At 32.9% G+C, this 18613-nt stretch carries 19 protein-coding genes and 1 tRNA gene; 17 read left to right on the top strand and 3 right to left on the bottom strand.

Going from position 1 to position 18613, the window contains the following annotated elements; all coding sequences use genetic code 11:
* The first annotated feature begins 100 nt into the window (after nucleotides 1-100).
* The 5 genes from FLACOL7796_RS11935 to FLACOL7796_RS11915 all read left to right on the top strand — a co-directional run bounded on the left by FLACOL7796_RS11935 (nucleotide 101) and on the right by FLACOL7796_RS11915 (nucleotide 4711).
* The gene (locus FLACOL7796_RS11935) at nucleotides 101-1105 is read left to right on the top strand and encodes a hypothetical protein (RefSeq protein ID WP_173971006.1); all 1005 of its coding nucleotides are present in this window, start codon (nucleotides 101-103) and stop codon (nucleotides 1103-1105) included.
* Entirely contained in the window at nucleotides 1065-3437 is a 2373-nt protein-coding gene (locus tag FLACOL7796_RS11930; RefSeq protein WP_173971005.1) for a hypothetical protein, read from the top strand. Before FLACOL7796_RS11935 ends, FLACOL7796_RS11930 begins: the two co-directional genes overlap by 41 nt.
* A gap of 12 nt (nucleotides 3438-3449) precedes the next feature.
* Nucleotides 3450-3854, top strand: coding sequence for a methylmalonyl-CoA epimerase (mce, locus tag FLACOL7796_RS11925; protein WP_173971004.1), 405 nt, complete (start codon nucleotides 3450-3452; stop codon nucleotides 3852-3854).
* 146 nt (nucleotides 3855-4000) lie between these two features.
* A tRNA-Ile gene (locus FLACOL7796_RS11920) sits at nucleotides 4001-4074 on the top strand.
* Between the two features lie 379 nt (nucleotides 4075-4453).
* Nucleotides 4454-4711, top strand: coding sequence for a hypothetical protein (locus FLACOL7796_RS11915; RefSeq protein WP_173971003.1), 258 nt, complete (start codon nucleotides 4454-4456; stop codon nucleotides 4709-4711).
* Between the two features lie 34 nt (nucleotides 4712-4745).
* On the opposite strand, the gene FLACOL7796_RS11910 is transcribed toward FLACOL7796_RS11915, so the two are convergent.
* Entirely contained in the window at nucleotides 4746-5336 is a 591-nt protein-coding gene (locus FLACOL7796_RS11910) for a riboflavin synthase (RefSeq protein WP_173971002.1), read from the bottom strand.
* A 57-nt stretch (nucleotides 5337-5393) separates the two neighbouring features.
* Here FLACOL7796_RS11910 and pdxA point away from each other — a divergent pair, with 57 nt between their 5' ends.
* The 12 genes from pdxA (at nucleotide 5394) to FLACOL7796_RS11850 (ending at nucleotide 14079) form a co-directional block, all read left to right on the top strand.
* On the top strand, nucleotides 5394-6443 hold the full coding sequence (pdxA, locus tag FLACOL7796_RS11905; RefSeq protein ID WP_173971001.1) for a 4-hydroxythreonine-4-phosphate dehydrogenase PdxA: 1050 nt from the start codon (nucleotides 5394-5396) through the stop codon (nucleotides 6441-6443).
* A gap of 106 nt (nucleotides 6444-6549) precedes the next feature.
* Nucleotides 6550-7101 (top strand): YceD family protein, encoded by a 552-nt coding sequence (locus FLACOL7796_RS11900; protein ID WP_173971000.1) that lies wholly within the window; start codon nucleotides 6550-6552, stop codon nucleotides 7099-7101.
* A gap of 9 nt (nucleotides 7102-7110) precedes the next feature.
* Nucleotides 7111-7305, top strand: coding sequence for a 50S ribosomal protein L32 (gene rpmF, locus FLACOL7796_RS11895; protein ID WP_007137315.1), 195 nt, complete (start codon nucleotides 7111-7113; stop codon nucleotides 7303-7305).
* Between the two features lie 172 nt (nucleotides 7306-7477).
* Nucleotides 7478-8476 carry a beta-ketoacyl-ACP synthase III gene (locus tag FLACOL7796_RS11890; protein ID WP_173970999.1) on the top strand — a complete coding sequence of 333 codons (999 nt, stop codon included), beginning with the start codon at nucleotides 7478-7480 and terminating at the stop codon, nucleotides 8474-8476.
* Nucleotides 8477-8499: 23 nt separating this feature from the next.
* Nucleotides 8500-8985 (top strand): acetyl-CoA carboxylase biotin carboxyl carrier protein, encoded by a 486-nt coding sequence (gene accB / locus FLACOL7796_RS11885; protein WP_083692582.1) that lies wholly within the window; start codon nucleotides 8500-8502, stop codon nucleotides 8983-8985.
* A gap of 107 nt (nucleotides 8986-9092) precedes the next feature.
* Nucleotides 9093-10442, top strand: coding sequence for an acetyl-CoA carboxylase biotin carboxylase subunit (gene accC / locus FLACOL7796_RS11880; protein WP_173970998.1), 1350 nt, complete (start codon nucleotides 9093-9095; stop codon nucleotides 10440-10442).
* Nucleotides 10443-10963: 521 nt separating this feature from the next.
* Complete coding sequence (locus FLACOL7796_RS11875) at nucleotides 10964-11260, top strand: hypothetical protein (RefSeq protein ID WP_065448665.1); 297 nt, start codon at nucleotides 10964-10966, stop codon at nucleotides 11258-11260.
* 85 nt (nucleotides 11261-11345) lie between these two features.
* A complete protein-coding gene (locus tag FLACOL7796_RS11870) occupies nucleotides 11346-11642 on the top strand; it encodes a hypothetical protein (RefSeq protein ID WP_173970997.1) in 297 nt (98 codons plus the stop codon).
* 28 nt (nucleotides 11643-11670) lie between these two features.
* Complete coding sequence (locus FLACOL7796_RS11865) at nucleotides 11671-11961, top strand: hypothetical protein (protein WP_173970996.1); 291 nt, start codon at nucleotides 11671-11673, stop codon at nucleotides 11959-11961.
* Nucleotides 11962-11987: 26 nt separating this feature from the next.
* A complete protein-coding gene (locus FLACOL7796_RS11860) occupies nucleotides 11988-12284 on the top strand; it encodes a PepSY-like domain-containing protein (protein WP_173970995.1) in 297 nt (98 codons plus the stop codon).
* Nucleotides 12285-12300: 16 nt separating this feature from the next.
* Nucleotides 12301-12597 carry a hypothetical protein gene (locus FLACOL7796_RS11855; RefSeq protein ID WP_173970994.1) on the top strand — a complete coding sequence of 99 codons (297 nt, stop codon included), beginning with the start codon at nucleotides 12301-12303 and terminating at the stop codon, nucleotides 12595-12597.
* Between the two features lie 129 nt (nucleotides 12598-12726).
* Nucleotides 12727-14079, top strand: coding sequence for a sigma-54-dependent transcriptional regulator (locus FLACOL7796_RS11850; RefSeq protein WP_173970993.1), 1353 nt, complete (start codon nucleotides 12727-12729; stop codon nucleotides 14077-14079).
* On the opposite strand, the gene FLACOL7796_RS11845 is transcribed toward FLACOL7796_RS11850, so the two are convergent.
* Together FLACOL7796_RS11845 and FLACOL7796_RS11840 are read right to left on the bottom strand one after the other, a co-directional pair.
* Entirely contained in the window at nucleotides 14076-16517 is a 2442-nt protein-coding gene (locus FLACOL7796_RS11845) for an ATP-binding protein (RefSeq protein WP_173970992.1), read from the bottom strand. The two genes, FLACOL7796_RS11850 and FLACOL7796_RS11845, sit on opposite strands and share 4 nt — an antisense overlap.
* Before the next feature lie 179 nt (nucleotides 16518-16696).
* Nucleotides 16697-18598 carry a S9 family peptidase gene (locus FLACOL7796_RS11840; protein ID WP_173970991.1) on the bottom strand — a complete coding sequence of 634 codons (1902 nt, stop codon included), beginning with the start codon at nucleotides 18596-18598 and terminating at the stop codon, nucleotides 16697-16699.
* Nucleotides 18599-18613 lie beyond the last annotated feature (15 nt).

Genomic DNA, 18613 nt, shown 5'->3' with positions numbered 1-18613 from the left:
GATTTACAGCTTTCATTTGTTTCTCTATTTTTTTTGAATTTGAAATCATCGCCATGATATAATTTCTTACTTTTGATTTCAAATATAATTTTTCCCAGTTTTGACAAAAAGATTTTTCGTTGGTTTATTATTCCTTTTACTGATTTCTTGTGGTAAAAATGAAAAGCCAATCGTAGCTTTTTATTATTGGAAAACCATTTTTAAATTATCTCCAACAGAGAAAGAAGTTTTGCTGGATAACGAAGTGAGTAAGCTTTATATTCGCTATTTTGATATAGGTTTGCATCCCCAAACTAAAGAACCAATCCCAATAAGTCCTATTCGTTTTCAGGAAAACAGCAATGCTTTTGATATTGTTCCCGTAGTTTTTATTCAAAATAAAGTCATGCTGTTGCCTAATCTTGATATTGATGATCTGGCTCAGAAAACAATTCGTCTGGTTGAGGAAATCAATGCAAAGAATAAAATTTCATGTCAGGAGATTCAAATAGATTGTGACTGGACTTTAAAAAGTAAAGATCATTATCTTAAATTTATTGAACGATTTAAACAACTTTCGCATAAAAAGCTTTCGTCAACAATTAGATTGCATCAGGTAAAATATTTTAAGAAAACGAAAATCCCAAATGTCGATTCCGGAGTTTTGATGTATTATAATATGGGAACGATTGCGCCAGATGCTGAAAACTCAATTTACAGTAAAAAAATCGCTGAAAGATATCTTGAGAGTTTAAAAAAATATCCGTTGCACCTTGATTTTGCTTTGCCAATTTATTCATGGGGAGTGCATATTAGAGATCAGAAAGTAATTGGTTTGCGGTCAAAACTAAATGTTAGCGAACTGGAAAAAGATTCTAATTTTGAGAAAACAGGAACCATTTTTTTTAAGGTGAAAAAATCCAATTATAAAAATGGCATTTTCTATGAGGAAGATGACTTGCTGAAAATAGAAGCAATTTCTGCAAAAGATTTAAAAGAGATGGCTAATGATTTAGATGAAAATCTGGTACAGGCTCCAAGAGAAATTATATTTTACGATTTAGACGAATTCAATATTAAAAACTATGAAAAGAATATTTTTAAACAAGTTATTTCTTGTTTCTAGTGCTGTTTTACTTTTTGTATATGGTGTTATTTATGCTTGTGGAGGAGGAGATGACTGGGATTTATTTGGTTACAACTCTAATTTTACACCAGAAACATTTACGGATAAATCGTATTCACCGCTTTTTTTATCAGGCGCTATTTTTTATGGAATTGGTTTTGATACCGAGCACAACTCGCGTTTCAATAAAAATATAAAATCAGATTGGGCAAATTATCTAAAAGGAAAAGTTGATACTACAACCGTAAGTTATTTTCTAATTGGAGAAGAAACGACAAGATATTCTTCAGAGAAAAAAGTACCTCAAAATAAAACAGATATTTCGCAACTTCATGTTTTCTTTAAAAATAAAAAAGAGAATCCAACTTCATTAAAATGGGGTAAAAAGATTGATTTAAAAGATGCTAAAGTAAAAAGCTTTGTTGAGTTTTTGTATTTGGCACAAAAGATAGAAACGGTATCTATTAATAGTGATTATTGGAGCTATGATCCTGTTGTGGCCAAAACTTTTAATGATTTAAAAATGATTCAGTCTATAGGGAATGTTTACAATACAACCGCCGATTCATTTTTAAAAAACAGATATTGGTTTCTTACTATGAAAGCTTATTTTTATAGTAGTAACAAGAAAAAAGCAATTGAATTTTTTAATAAAACAGAAGCTTCTGTAGTAAAAAACACCTTGTATTACCGAGCGCTTGCGTATGTTGCAGGAATAAATCATCAAGAGAAAAAATATTCGACTTCAAATTATTTATATGCGCAGGTATTTGATAAATGTCCTGAATTAAGAGTTGTGACAGCGTATAGTTTTCATCCGCAAAATGAGGCCGATTGGAATAAGTCTCTTGCAATGGCAAAAAGTAATAAAGAAAAAGCAGCACTTTGGGCAATTCATGGTTATTATAAAGATGAAACTCAGGCGATCGGAAAAATTTATGATTTAGATCCAAAAAGTGAGCACCTTAATTATTTACTAACCCGATTGGTGAATAATCAGGAGCAAAGCATCAACAATTCATTTGAGGTAAAAACAAATGCTGACGATTATAATTCGCCTGTTGTGAAACAAACAGTTGCCGAAAACAGAGAGGTGAATAAAGCTAAAATGAATGCAAAAGCTTTCGATTTAGTAGCTAAAATTGCGGCAGCGGGAAATACAGAAAAACCATATTTATGGGATATTTCACTGGGATATTTACAGACTTTGAAAGGTGATTATGCTGCTGCAGACAATAATCTGAATAAAGCGGAGAAAACCATGCCGAAGACTGAGCTGGCAAATTATCAATTGCGTTTGCTTCGTTTTGTGAATAACATGAGTAAAATAGATAAGCTTACAGATAAAAACGAAAAAACGATTTTACCCGATTTGAATTGGTTATTTCAGGAACTTCCAAAAACGTATAAAGGTCAGGAGTTTCGTTATCAAAATGCAGCACAATGGAGCAAGAACTATTTGGCTACATTATATAGAGCAAAACAAAATCCTGTAATGGTAGAATTGTTTGGAGGTGATTCTCATTCTAATTTGTATTATTGGGGAGGAGGAAATGCCTTTTATGATGATGAAAAGAATTTGTTAGATATGAAAGGATTTTTGGCTAAGCCAAATAAAACCGAAATTGAGAAAATTGGAGCTGGAATTTATTATTTGAAATTAAAAGATATTAATAATTTTCAGGCAGTTCAGGCAACATTCAAAAATAAAATTTCTGAAGCGATTACTTTTATTCAACAAACAGATTCGGTTCAGTATTATACTTTTTTAGGAAATCCGTTTAACGGAAATATTAAAGATTGCCACGATTGTGATCATTCGGCGCCACAAAAGAAGAAATACTCGCAACTTGAATTTTTGAATACGGTAAAAGCAATGCAGGATAAACTGGCTCAAAAAGAAGATGTTTATACCAATAGTTTGTTGTTAGGAAATGCGTTTTATAATATTAGTCATTTTGGAAATGGAAGAACTTTCTATGAAATTAGTATTGTAGGTTATGGTTCGAATCCTTATTCATTTAGAGATTCAATGAAAAAAATGATTACCAATTGTGATGTTCCTAAAATGTATTATCAAAAAGCTTTTGAAGCGGCGACTACAAAAGAACAAAAAGCAAAATGTATTTATATGCTGGCAAAATGTGAGCGTAACGACTATTATAATAATAAGTATAATGATCTGAAAAATTGGTGGGAAGCAAATGATGATAAAATTAATTTTATTGCCTGGAGCGGTTTTAAAGCTTTAAAGAAAGATTACTCAGATACTAAATATTATCAGGATGTAATCGCCGAATGTGGTTATTTTAATACGTATGTTAATCAGTAAATTATTTTTAAGATGGTAAATAAAATTGAACATATCGGAATTGCGGTTAAAAACATGGAGGATGCTAATATTTTGTTCGAAAAGTTATTAGGCGTTCCTTCCTATAAAGAAGAAGAAGTTGAAAGTGAAGGAGTTCTGACTTCGTTTTTTCAAACCGGAACTAATAAAATTGAACTTTTGATGGCAACAAATCCCGAAAGTCCTATTGCTAAGTTTTTAGAAAAAAAAGGAGAGGGAATTCATCACATCGCTTTTGACGTCGAAGATATTCATGTTGAGATCGAGCGTCTAAAAAACGAAGGTTTTGTGTTGATAAATGAAGCTCCAAAGAAAGGTGCTGACAATAAATTAGTGGTTTTTTTGCATCCAAAAAACACAAATGGCGTTTTGGTTGAGCTTTGTCAGGAAATTAAATAAAAAAATATCTTTTAAAGAAGCGAAATAAGAGGTTGAAAATCAATTATGTTCTAAAAAGACTGACTATTATTTGAAATTAATTAGAAATCATATCCCAAAATATTTGGAGTGAATTAAAAATAGTAGTAATATTGCATCCTCAAACCGGTCCTATAGCTCAGCTGGTTAGAGCACCTGACTCATAATCAGGTGGTCCCTGGTTCGAGCCCAGGTGGGACCACATAAAATGCCTTTACAGAAATGTAAAGGCATTTTTTTTTGATTTTTTTTAAATGAATTATTTTGTCTGAAAAATCTTTAATCTGTTGTTCGTTAATTAATTAGTTGTTTTTCTAAGTTAAAAATCATTTGTGTTGGAGTTTTAAATTGTAAAATAATACGTAGATAATTAAATGAAAAATTGCTTTTTTTTGGGTCTATTCTTACGTTAAAAAGTAATTTTAGGTTTTTTTGCTCTTTTTTACTTTAAATCTTGTTTTTTTACAAAAAACATATACTTTTGTCAAATATTTGCATCTAAGCCCCTGTTTTTGTGCGAATTATATTAAATTTTAATAAATTTAACAATCTACCTTGCTGTAATGCAGCATGTTAAAATTATGAAGGGAATAAGAATATTTTTTTTGTCGTTTTTTATTGTTTTAGTTTCGATATCGAGCATTAAAGCGGAAGTTCATCCTCCTAAACCCGAAAGGGCAGTAGCTGCGGGAGGGTTAGATGATGATGGTGATCCTATTCCCGTGCCAGGCCCTGTTCCAGTTTCGATTGATAGAGATATTTTTTTTTTATTGGGTGCAGGGTTAGTTTTAGGTCTTACTGCTGTTTATAAAAATAAAATAAAAAAAGCTTCAATGTAAATTGAAGCTTTTTTTATGAAATTAAATTTGAGTCTTATTTGTTTATTGAGTAAAGTCTCGAAATGTATTTTCCAACTACATCAAATTCCAGATTTATTTTACTTCCAACTTCGAAATTCTTAAAATTTGTATTTTCGAAAGTGTACGGGATAATCGAAACGCTAAATTCGTTTGTTTTAGAATTTACTACTGTAAGGCTAACCCCGTTCACTGTTATTGAACCTTTCTCGATAGTAATGTTGCTGAGGTTTCTGTCGTATTCAAAAGTGTAATTCCAGCTTCCGTTTGCTTCTTCGATCTTGATGCAGGTTCCCGTTTGGTCTACGTGACCTTGTACAATGTGTCCGTCAAGGCGATCACCAAGTTTCATGCCTCTTTCTAAATTTATAATATCACCAACTTTCCAGTCGCCAATATTTGTTTTCGAAATGGTTTCTTCGATAGCGGTAACGGTATAAAAGGAATCTTTTATTGCGACAACTGTCAGGCATATTCCGTTGTGCGAAACGCTTTGGTCTATTTTTAATTCGTTGGTAATAGAAGCTTCTACTGTTACGTGAAGATTGCTTTGGTCTTTTTTTATTTCGTGAATCCTTCCAAGGGTTTCTATAATTCCTGTAAACATTGTTGTTTTATTTTACTAAATTTGCACATCAAAATTAGTAATAAATAACCTGAGCTCATGAATAAAAAAGCAGAAAATATAATTGTTGGAATTTCAATTGGAGATTTAAACGGTATTGGAAGCGAAGTTATATTAAAAACATTCGAAGATTCTCGCATGTTAGAAATGTGTACGCCGGTTATTTTTGCCAATGCCAAAATACTTTCTTTTGTAAAAAAGAGCTTTACTTCTACAGTTCAGTTTCATGGTGTCGATAAATTAGATCAGGTTGTGCCAGGGAAAGTAAATGTATTTAATCTTTGGAAAGAAGGAGTAGATATTAATTTAGGTACAAACGATGAGAAAATTGGTGAGTATGCCATTAAATCATTTGTTGCGGCAACGAAAGCTTTAAAAGACGGTTTGGTTGATGTGTTAGTTACAGCTCCAATCAATAAATATAATATTCAGTCAGAAAATTTTAAATTTCCCGGGCATACAGATTATTTAGATCAGGAGTTAGAAGGAAATGCATTGATGATGATGGTGCAGGATAATTTGAGAGTTGGTTTATTGACGGATCATGTTCCTTTAAGTGAAGTTTCTTCTCATCTAACAGAAGAATTAATTACTAGAAAAATTGAAACTATTAAAAAATCTTTAATTCAGGATTTTAGTATCGTAAGGCCAAAGATTGCTGTGCTAGGATTAAATCCGCATGCTGGTGATGGTGGTGTAATAGGAAAAGAAGATGATTTGGTGTTAAAACCTGCTTTAAAGAAAATATTTGATGCCGGAACGATGGTTTTTGGTCCTTTTTCTGCTGATGGCTTTTTTGGAAGCGGTCAATATGAGAAATATGATGCTATTGTAGCAACTTATCACGATCAGGGATTAATACCTTTTAAAACATTGTCTTTTGGGAAAGGAGTTAATTATACAGCAGGATTAAATAAGATAAGAACGTCGCCGGATCACGGCACAGCTTACGATATTGCTGGAAAAGACATGGCGGATTTTAATTCATTTAAGGAGGCGGTTTATCTTGCAATAGATATTTTTCACTCGCGTAATCAGTATGAAGAGATTACTCAAAAACCTCTTAAAATAAAAGAAAAACAGTTATAAACAAAAAAAGGTCAATAAGATTATTAGTTTTATAATAATTTTATATCTTTGCACCCCAATTCAGGTATCTGATTTTTAGATACGAGGTGGTGAAATTGATGTTGAAATGAGCAAAACAAAAGAATTTTTAATTCCTTTCATAGGGTTAAAGCTAGGAAAACACCATTTTGAGTATCAAATAAGTAACGTGTTCTTTGAGAACTTTGATTACGACGAATTTCAAAGTTCGGATATCAAAGTGGGTTTAGTTTTAGATAAGAAGAGCAACATGTTAGAGTTGGAATTCAAACACAAAGGAACTGTAAATGTACCTTGTGATCTAACAAGCGAAGATTTTGACTTGCCTTTAAAAGGTAAAATGAAATTAATTGTTCGCTTTGGAGATGAATTCAATAACGATAACGAAGAGTTGTTGATCTTGCCACACGGAGAGCATGAAATAGATGTTGCACAATACATTTATGAAATGATTGCGCTTTCGGTGCCGCTAAAACGAGTTCATCCAGGAGTAAAAGACGGAAGTTTGCAAACTGAAGCCTTAAAAAAACTAAATGAGCTGACAATAAACAAAGTCAAAGAAGAAAAAGAAGAGAGTAAACAAGAAGAAGATATTGACCCGCGTTGGGACAAATTAAAGAAACTATTAACGGATAAATAATATAGTAAAATGGCACATCCTAAGAGAAAAATCTCGAAAACAAGAAGAGATAAGAGAAGAACACATTATAAAGCTACTGTAGCTCAAATCGCTACATGTCCTATTACTGGAGAAGCACATTTATACCACAGAGCTTACTGGCATGAAGGTAAAATGTATTACAGAGGGCAAGTTGTTATCGATAAATCTGTAGCGGTTGCTTAATACGTTTTTGTAAATGATACTAGAACTCTCACATAGTGAGAGTTTTTTTTGTTGGTTATAATTTTCTTTTTTTAAGAAAATATATACAAATTCATTTCGTTTTTTTTTGTAATTTTCAAGTCTTTTAAAAATTTTTCAAATAGTAATATTTGAAACGAAATAATAGAATATAATGAATACAATCACAGCCGCAATTACCGCTGTTGGAGCTTATGTTCCTGACTTTGTACTTTCGAACAAAGTATTAGAAACAATGGTCGATACCAATGACGAATGGATTACTACTCGTACTGGAATTAAAGAAAGAAGGATTTTAAAAGATGCTGATAAAGGAACATCGTTTCTTGCTATAAAAGCAGCACAAGATTTAATTGCGAAAGCAAATATTGATCCTTTAGAGATTGATATGATTATAATGGCAACAGCTACAGCAGATATGCCGGTAGCCTCTACAGGAGTTTTTGTTGCTACAGAAATTGGAGCTACAAATGCATTTGCATACGATTTGCAAGCGGCCTGTTCAAGTTTCTTATACGGAATGTCTACTGCTGCAGCTTACATTCAGTCAGGAAGATATAAAAAAGTACTGTTAATTGGTGCTGATAAAATGTCATCAATTGTAGATTACACAGATAGAGCAACTTGTATTATTTTTGGAGACGGAGCGGGTGCCGTTTTATTCGAACCAAATTATGAAGGTTTAGGTTTGCAAGATGAATACTTACGAAGCGATGGTTTAGGACGCGATTTTCTTAAAATTCCTGCCGGCGGTTCTCTAATAAGAACTTCAGAAGAAACCGTTAAAAACAGACAACACAATATTATTCAGGACGGAAAAACCGTTTTTAAATATGCTGTAACTAATATGGCTGACGCCAGCGAATTGATTTTGAAAAGAAACAATTTGACTAAAGATGACGTAAACTGGTTGGTGCCACATCAGGCAAACAAACGTATCATTGATGCTACAGCTGGTAGAATGGAGCTTGAAGATTCTAAAGTATTAATGAATATCGAAAGATATGGTAATACAACTTCAGCAACATTGCCGTTGGTATTAAGCGATTTTGAGCACAAGTTCAAAAAAGGAGATAATATTATTTTTGCCGCTTTTGGTGGTGGATTCACTTGGGGATCTATTTACCTAAAATGGGCTTACGATAAGAAATAAATTAAAACTAAAAACAAATCATTATGGATTTAAAAGAAATTCAAAACCTAATCAAATTTGTAGCAAATTCGGGAGTTGCAGAGGTAAAGTTAGAAATGGATGATGTAAAAATCACTATCAGAACAACTTTAGAAGGAAATGTAACTGAAACTACTTATGTACAACAATTGCCTGCTCAGGCTGCATTGCCACAAGCAGTCGCTCCTCAACAAGCTCCAGCTGTTGTAAACGTAACTAGCGAAGCATCTGTTCAAGCAGAAGATTCTAAATTCATTACTATTAAATCTCCAATTATTGGAACTTTCTATAGAAAACCATCTCCGGACAAACCAGTATTTACTGAGGTTGGAAGTACTATTTCTAAAGGTGATGTTCTTTGTGTAATTGAAGCAATGAAATTATTTAACGAAATCGAATCAGAAGTTTCAGGTAAAATTGTAAAAATTCTTGTTGACGATATGTCTCCTGTAGAATTTGACCAACCTTTATTCTTAGTTGATCCATCATAAATAAATTTAGATTTTAGATTTTAGATTTTAGAAGGATTCACAATAGTTTTGTTAATCATCTAAAATTATCTAATTATCAAATTGTCTAATTATCTAATTAAAGTAAGATGTTTAAAAAAATATTAATTGCGAATAGAGGAGAAATTGCACTTCGTGTAATTCGTACATGTAAAGAAATGGGAATCAAAACTGTAGCAGTTTACTCTACAGCCGATGCAGAAAGTCTACATGTTAAGTTTGCTGACGAAGCGGTTTGTATTGGTCCTCCTCCAAGTAACTTATCGTATTTGAAAATGTCAAATATTATTGCCGCTGCAGAAATTACAAATGCAGATGCAATTCATCCAGGTTATGGATTTCTTTCTGAGAATGCTAAATTCTCAAAAATATGTCAGGAACACGGAATAAAATTTATTGGTGCTGCTCCTGAAATGATTGATAGAATGGGAGATAAAGCTTCTGCAAAAGCAACAATGAAAGCGGCAGGAGTTCCATGTGTACCAGGTTCAGATGGATTATTAGAATCTTTCGAACAAACACAAAAATTAGCTAAAGAATTTGGTTACCCGGTAATGCTTAAAGCAACTGCTGGTGGTGGTGGAAAAGGAATGCGTGCTGTCTGGAAAGAAGATGAATTATTGAAAGCTTGGGAAAGCGCACGTCAGGAAGCTGCTGCAGCATTTGGAAATGACGGTATGTACATGGAGAAACTTATCGAAGAACCACGTCATATCGAAATTCAGGTTGTTGGAGATTCTTACGGAAAAGCATGTCACCTTTCTGAAAGAGATTGTTCTGTACAACGTCGTCACCAAAAATTAACTGAAGAAACACCTTCACCTTTCATGACAGACGAATTACGTACTGCAATGGGAGAAGCTGCTGTAAAAGCTGCTGAATTCATTAAATACGAAGGAGCTGGAACAGTAGAATTTTTAGTAGACAAACACAGAAATTTCTACTTCATGGAAATGAATACTCGTATTCAGGTAGAGCACCCAATTACAGAACAAGTAATTGATTACGATTTAATTCGTGAGCAAATTATGGTAGCTGCCGGAATTCCAATTTCAGGTAGAAACTATTTACCGGAATTACACGCTATCGAATGTCGTATTAATGCCGAAGATCCTTATAATGATTTCCGTCCTTCACCAGGAAAAATCACTACACTTCATATGCCGGGAGGTCACGGAGTTCGTTTAGATACTCACGTTTATTCTGGTTATACAATTCCACCAAATTACGATTCGATGATTGCTAAGTTAATTACAACTGCACAATCTCGTGAAGAAGCAATAAGCAAAATGCGTAGAGCTTTAGATGAATTCGTAATCGAAGGAGTTAAAACTACAATACCTTTCCATAGACAATTAATGGATGATCCAAGATACATTGCAGGAGATTATACAACTGCATTTATGGATACATTTAAAATGAAACCTATAGAAGAATAATATAAAGGCTGTCAATTTTGGCAGCCTTTTTTGTTTTATGTGGTTTTCGTTTTTTCTAGTTTATATTATATTACACTATTTGTTATTCCGTAGGGATATTTGATTGGTAGAAAATCAGAATAGTGAAATTTTGGCATTGTGTCCTGTAGGGACACTTGTTTCGTGCAAATTAAATACAATTTTATTTATTTATAAATCAAACGTTCCTATGGCTAGCTAAATTAAACTTGCTACCAAACAGAAATTTCTACGGAATGATTACTTCTTAAATAACCCGATATGCATTTAAAGCTTATCGGGTTTTGTTGTTAAATATGTTGTGTAAACACTATTTGTGTATACTTTTTATACAGTATTTCATAAAATTACACAGTTATTTATAATTCTATTTTTTGGCATAACCGAATTAAATGCTTAAATTACAGGGTTTTATGTGGTTGTTGAGGCGACGTTTGCGTTACGGCATAATAATTTCATTATCTAAAGCGTAAACAACTATTAATAATTAAAATATACACATTATGAAAAATCTATTTTTATCAGCCGCAATTGTTTTAGGAAGTTTAACTTCATTCGCTTCAACTACTCCTATTACAAATACTATCGTAAAAACGATTTCTATTGAAGACGAATACACAGAAATCAAATTAGAAGAATTACCAGCTCCAATTGCTGAGTCTTTGAAAAAAGCTTACCCGGATGCTGTAATTACTAAAGCATATAAAAACGAAAAATCAGAATATAAATTAGATGTTACCGTTGGTGACAAAGTAGGAAACCTTTTTGCTAACGCAGACGGAACCTGGATTAAAAAATAATCAAATTAAATTTTAGATGCTCATCTCATGTAGATTCAAATAAGCAATACTAAAATAAAATTAACAATATTAAAATATAACTATTATGAAAAATCTATTTTTATCAGCCGCAATCGTTTTGGGAGGTTTAACATCATTTGCTTCAACTTCTCCAATTTCAAATACAATCGTAAAAACAATTTCAATTCAAGACGAATACACTGAAATTAAGTTAGAAGAAGTGCCAGTTGCAATTACAGATGCTCTTAAAAAAGCGTATCCCGATGCAGTACTTTCTAAAGCATACAAAAATGCTAAATCAGAGTATAAACTAGACGTTACAGTAGGTGACAAAGTAGGATCTCTTTTTGCTAACGCAGATGGATCTTGGATTAAAAAATAATTAGAAACTAACTATAAAAACTATCACTATGAAAAAGTTAATCTTATCGGCAGCTATCCTGTTAGGAGGGTTGTCAATGCAAGCAGGGAATGTAGCCGTGACAAGTTCAATGGTTCAATCAGTAAACATTCAGGACGAATATAAAGAAGTTGATGCCGTACCGGCAGCTATTAAAACAGCGTTAGACGAGGCTTATCCAGGTGTAAAATTGGACAAAGCTTATGTTAACGAAAAAAAGGAGTATAAAATAGAGATCACTGTTAGAGGTGAAAAGTCTACTGTTTATACAGATGCTACTGGTAAAATTCTTAAAAAATAATTAAGTAACCCATAAAAACTATTATTATGAAAAAGTTAATCTTATCAGCAGCAATCATTTTAGGAGGTTTGTCAGTTCAGGCAGCTAATCCTGTAGTAAAAACTTCAATGACTCAGTCAGTGACAGTTCAGGATGAATTTACTGAAATTGGTGCAGATGCTGTTCCGGCAGCAGTAAAGTCAACTATCGAAAAATCTTTTCCAAAAACTAAGCTTGAAAAAGCCTATAAAAACGAAAAGAATGAGTACAAGTTAGAAATCTCAAGTGGTGACAAAAAGTATACTGTATTTACGGATGCTTCAGGAAACATCATCAAGAAATAATTAAAAAGAGAGCAACATGAAAAAGTTAATCTTATCAGCAATAATAGTTTTAGGAAGCTTGTCTACTTACGCAAGTATGTCGACAACTTCAGAACAAGCTATGACGGTTGTTTCTGCTCAGGCAGAATATACAGAGGTGAATGCAGATGCTGTACCACCTGCTGTAAAAACCGCGCTGCAAACTGCTTATCCGGGTGCAAAACTAGACAAGGCATTTGTAAATGAAAAAAAAGAGTATAAACTCGAAATATCGGTTGGTGACCAGAAGGCTACTGTTTTTTCAGATGTCAATGGCAACTGGTTGAAGATATAAATTAGGTGAATTTAGATTTATGTTTTTGGTGAAAAAGAGATTGCGATACGCAATCTCTTTTTTTTTGCATAATTTTGTGAAAAGACAATTTTAATAGTCTTATTTTAGCAAAAAAGTCCCTAAAAACAAATGCCAAAGATATTACTCATAGAAGATGATATTTCGTTTTGCAAATTATTAGAAAAATTTCTGGTAAAAAAAGCATACGAAGTAACCATTGCTTTCTCTGCTGCGGAAGCAAGATTAGCAATCAAAAAAGAATCATTCGATTTAATTTTGACAGATCTTCGCTTGCCTGATTCTGACGGTATTGGGCTAATGACTGAATTTAAAACAGCTTATCCTGAAATTCCTGTAATTCTTATGACAGGATATTCAGATGTAAATACTGCGGTGAAAGCTATAAAAAATGGTGCTGCAGATTATATTTCAAAACCTTTTAATCCAGATGAAGTTTTATTGGTTATTACCAATGCTTTAAAATCTTCAGAAGCAGAAGAAGAGGAAACTCCGATAAAAGAAAAAAAAGCGACAAAAAAGCCAGCTGCAAATACTGAAAATGAGTTTGTAAAAGGAATTTCGGTTGCATCCAAAAAATTATTAGATCATATTCATTTGGTAAGTCCAACAGATATGTCGGTTTTAATTATTGGAGAAAGCGGAACCGGAAAAGAAATCATTGCCAAAAGTATTCATCAGCAAAGCTTAAGAAAAAATAATAATTTCATTGCGGTCGATTGCGGAGCTATTCCAAAAGAATTGGCAGCGAGTGAATTCTTTGGACACTTAAAAGGATCTTTTACAGGAGCCATTAGCGATAAAATGGGGTATTTTGAAGCCGCTAACGGAGGAACTCTTTTTTTAGATGAAATTGGGAATCTTTCATATGAAAATCAAATACAGCTATTAAGAGCGCTTCAGGAACGTAAAATCAAACCCGTTGGGAGTAATAAAGAAATTAACGTCGATATACGCATCATAACAGCTACAAACGAAGATTTGCGCGAAGCAGTTAAAAATGGCGATTTTAGAGAAGATTTATACCATAGAATCAACGAATTCTCCATTCAGTCTCCATCATTAAAAGACAGAGACGAAGATCTAATGGTTTTTGCCGATTATTTTTTAGAAAAAGCCAATCAGCAATTGAACAAAGATATCATAGGATTTTCGCCGGAAGTAGTGACTATTTTTCAAAATTACAATTGGCCTGGAAATTTACGTGAACTTCAAAATTGTGTCAAACGTGCTACGCTTTTAACTCAGGGCGATTTTATACAAAGTGATGTGCTGCCGGTTGAATTTTTTCAAATTCAAAAGCAACAAACCAATAATGGTGATTTCTCATTATCAGAAAACGAAAAAGAAGCTATTATTCACGCGTTGTCAAAAGCACAAAATAATAAATCTGAAGCGGCAAAATTGCTTAAAATTACCAGAAAAACACTTTACAATAAATTAAAGCATTATAATATCGATTAAGCGATTTCTTCCTGTAAAGCCTTAAAAAGTACATCTGTTTTTGATTTCAAAACTTTAAAAATATCGGCTAAATCAGAAGTGTCAAGATCCTTATTTTCTAAGACTTTTAAAATTTCGCCAATCTCACGTGCCTGAATTTGTTTGAACATAGGCGCAATTCGATGTGCGATCGAGTTAATTTCGACGGTGTTTTTTTCGATGATTGCGCTTTCTAAAAGATTCAGGTTTTCAGAACTACTTTCGATAAAAGATTTCAAAACTTCTTTTAATGCAGTTGTATCATTGCCTAAAAATTCTTTCAGGGTTTCGACAGAATACAATTTAGAACTCGTTTGTTCGTCGTTTTCGTTAATTGCCACACTAGGCAAAGTGTCATTCTCTAAAATAAGATGAATGGTCTCCAGTAATATTTTAGGCGAATAAGGTTTTTGTATTACGGTTGTAAAACCTGCTTCGCTATAAACAGTTGCATCAAGATCGGTTCTTCCGGTTAAAGCAATTACGGGTTGGTTTTTATAAGTTGAATATCCTGAATTTTTTAATTTTTTCAAAAACGCGAAACCATCCATTTCCGGCATTTGTATATCTGTAATGATAAAATCAAAATTCGTGTTCTGAACCGCTTCTAAAGCTTTTATGGCGCTATTAAAAGATAAAACCTGATGTTGTTCCTGCCTTAAGACCCCGCTAGTCAAATTCAAAAGATTGATATCGTCGTCTAAAACGATAAAAGTTTGTTTTTTGGTATTACGAACAATCGGTTTTTTGACTTCGGGAACTGAATTTGTACTATTATCAAACTGTAACGGAAGCTCAACTTCAAAGATACTTCCTTTACCAAAAGTACTTTCCAGTTTTAAATCTCCGCCTAAAATCGAAATTATTTTTTGGCAAATAGACAGTCCAAGACCAGTTCCTCCATATTTTTTTTCTATGTTTTCATTCGCCTGAGCAAACTCCTCAAAAACTAATTTCTGATTTCCTTTTTCGATTCCAATTCCGGTATCTTCAATTCTAATCGTAAAAAACTTATCATTGTCAGTTACGTAGCCACTTATTTTTATAAAACCTTCTTCAGTAAATTTATAGGCATTTCCGATAATGTTACTCAAAATTTGTTTTAGTCGAAACGGATCACCAACAATTCTCGTGTTCAGTTTTTCATCGACATTAATAATAAGATCAATGTTTTTATGTTTGTAAACGGTTTGTATGCTTTTTGCAACTTCATCGATAATTTCAGGTAATAAAAACGGAACTTTTTCAATCGTAATTTTTCCGGCTTCAATCTTAGAAAAGTCCAGTAAATCCTGAACCAATTGCGTAATATACTCTGATGAATTTTTGATGTTTTTTATGAAATACGATTGTTTTGTATTGACATCAGAATTGCCCAAAAGCTCAGAATAGCCTACAATTGTACTCAAAGGTGTTTTTAAATCGTGACTTACCGTCGAAATTAATTGTTCACGGCTCTTCAGTAAATTCTTAGTTTTGAAATTCGCAATTTCGAGTTGTTTCTTATATACCTGAGATTTTGAATAATCACTCACAATTAAAATCGAGAAAAACAACGTTAAAACCAAACCAACGATAGCCGAAACGGTGACAATTTCGTTGACTTTTTTAAGGGATTTTTCTTTTAATGAATTGTTTTTTATCGAGTTGATGATAATTTCCCTTTCAATAATTCGAAGCACTTTTCGAAGTTGGTCAGAAATGGCAATTTCGTTTTTCAGTAATTTATTTTCTTCAAAATTTAGCGATTCTTTCTTCTTTTCAGCCTTCAGTTTTACGTTGCTCAACAGTTTTTTAGAATTGGCCAAAATCGAATCAGAAGCTTTTTTACTCAATGTATTCGTGCTGTCATCCGGAATATTCTGATTCAGATAATCAACATATTTTTGAAGCACATTTCGCTGATAACTTCCTAACTGATTGGGATTTTTATTAAAATCCTGAAGCTCTAACTTTCTAAGCTTAAACTCCATTTTGGTAATTTCATCGATAGCCGTATTTACAGAAACTTCATCCTCGGCCTTATTTTTTATTGTTTTTAATTGTTGGATATTCTTTGTTTTTTCAGACAGCAAATAAGTTACGCTATCCAATAAAGTCTTTTGGTATTGCGTAGTAACGATTTGTTTTAAAGTATCGATTCTTGATTTTAAAGAATCAGTTTCGATTAAGTAATTTTTAAAATCTACTTCAGAGTTGTTCTGAATTGTTTTCCTGGCTAAACTTTCCGTTTTATAAACATTCGAAAACAATTTACTTACCCTAAGAATTTTCGTTTTTTCGAAAGCAATTTTATTTTCTAATTTATTGTAAACCTGATTTTCAGAATATAAAAACCATCCAACAGTAACCACCAAAGCCAGTAATGCGACATAACTGAATAAAACTTTGAGTGCGGTATAACTTTTTTTGCTCTCCATAGATTGTTATTGTGGGGATTGGGAAGATTTGCGACGGGAAATTGCTGCAATTTATTCAAATTTTCTGTTTTAGAAATACAAATTAATGCTAATATTTTACATAATTAAAAGGTCTAAAAAGCAAAATAGCCGCAGATTATATAAATCTACGGCTATTTTTTATGTTGAAATTGTTCGGATTAAAGTGTCTCGTCTAACCATTTAAAAAATTCACCTTGCCAAACCTGAGCATTTTGCGGATGTAAAACCCAGTGATTTTCATCAGGGAAATACACAAATCTACTTTTGATTCCTCTTAATTGAGCAGCCTGAAAAGCTTCTTGTCCTTGCCCGATTGGCACACGGTAATCTTTTCCTCCCTGGAAGATTAAGATTGGTTTATTCCAGTTTTGTACCAAAGTTGCAGGGTTAAAAGTAGTGTAAGCTTTTTGCGCTACAGCATTGTCTTTTTCCCAGTAAGGACCACCAAAATCCCAGTTGTTAAAGAAAACTTCTTCAGTAGTTCCTAACATACTTACTGTGTTGAAAACTCCATCGTGAGCGATAAAAGTTTTGAAACGGTTTTTATGAATTCCGGCTAAATAAAATACAGAATATCCACCGTAACTTGCACCAACGCAACCTACACGAGATTTGTCTACATAGTTTTCTTTAGATACATCATCAATTGCAGATAAGTAATCGTCCATAACTTGTCCGCCCCAATCTTTACTAATTTGTTCGTTCCATTCAACACCATGTCCTGGCATTCCGCGACGGTTTGGAGCTACTACTACATAACCTTTCGCAGCCATTAAAGAGAAATTCCAACGGAAAGAATACGATTGTGTTAACGGAGATTGTGGTCCTCCCTGACAAAATAATAAAGTTGGATATTTTTTTGTAGCATCAAAATTTGGAGGTAAAATTACCCAAACCAACATTTTTTTACCATCTGTAGTGGAAACGTAACGTTTCTCTGTTTTACTTAACGCTAATGTTTTGTACGTTTCAGTATTTACATTCGTCAATTGTTTCCAGCTATTTTTCTTTAAATTAAAAGAATAAATTTCAGGAGCGTGGTTCATATCATTTCTTGTCACGATAATATCATCGCCAGCAAAACCAACTAAATCATTAACATCAAAATCTCCTTTTGTTAACTGACGAACTGTGATTGCAATTCTGGTCAATCCAGGAAAGTTTACAGTAAATAATTGTTTTGTACCATCAACTGCAGCAACAAAAAACACGTTTTTACCATCTTTACTCCAGATAAAATTATCTACAGTTCCGTCCCAGTTTGCTGTTAAATTCGTTTTGATACCTTTAAACTCAACAATAATATCATTTTTATCCGCTTCATAACCGTCACGTTTCATTTGTAACCACGTTAAATTTCCTGTTGGAGAAAATTGCGGAGCCGTATCATAACCCAAGTTTCCTTCGGTTCTGTTTATTGTTTTTTGAGTTTCTAAATTGTACTCGTAGATATCAGTATTGGTAGAAATTGCATATTGTGTTCCTGCTTTTTTCTTGCAAACGTACAAAATGCTTTTTCCGTCAGGAGACCAGATATAATCTTCGTCGCCACCAAAAGGTTTTTGCGGAGAATCGAAATTTTCACCTTTCAGGATGTCAATTCCTTTAGCACCGTCTTTATTTTCTTTATAAAAAACGTGGTTAAATTTACCCTCATTCCAGGTATCCCAATGACGATAATCTAAACCATCATAAATTTGAGCATCAGATTTGTCTAGTTTCGGATAAAAATCTTTACCTAAAACCTTGTCGATTTTTACTTCTTCATTGTACACTAAAAATTTTCCGTCAGGCGAAACATTTTTGTCTGCCAGGATCTCTTTTGTGTCTTTAATTTCAGTTGCATTTCCACCATTTACAGAGATAATGTAAAATTTAGAAGACGATTTGTTTTCCTCGATCGAAGGAGTCGAAACCTTAAAAACAACATTTTTCGCATCTTTTGAAAGTCCAAGTGCACTCACTCTTCCTAGTTTCCATAACAATTCTGGCGACATTACGTTCTGCCCGATAGCGTTTAAACTCATCATTATTAAGGTTGTAAATAATACTTTTTTCATAATAAAATTCTAATA

Source organism: Flavobacterium bizetiae (assembly GCF_902804475.1).
In the GTDB taxonomy this organism is placed as follows: domain Bacteria; phylum Bacteroidota; class Bacteroidia; order Flavobacteriales; family Flavobacteriaceae; genus Flavobacterium; species Flavobacterium bizetiae.
The sequence above is the reverse complement of the archived record's forward strand: the minus strand, read 5'-3'. Positions and strand labels throughout refer to the sequence as shown.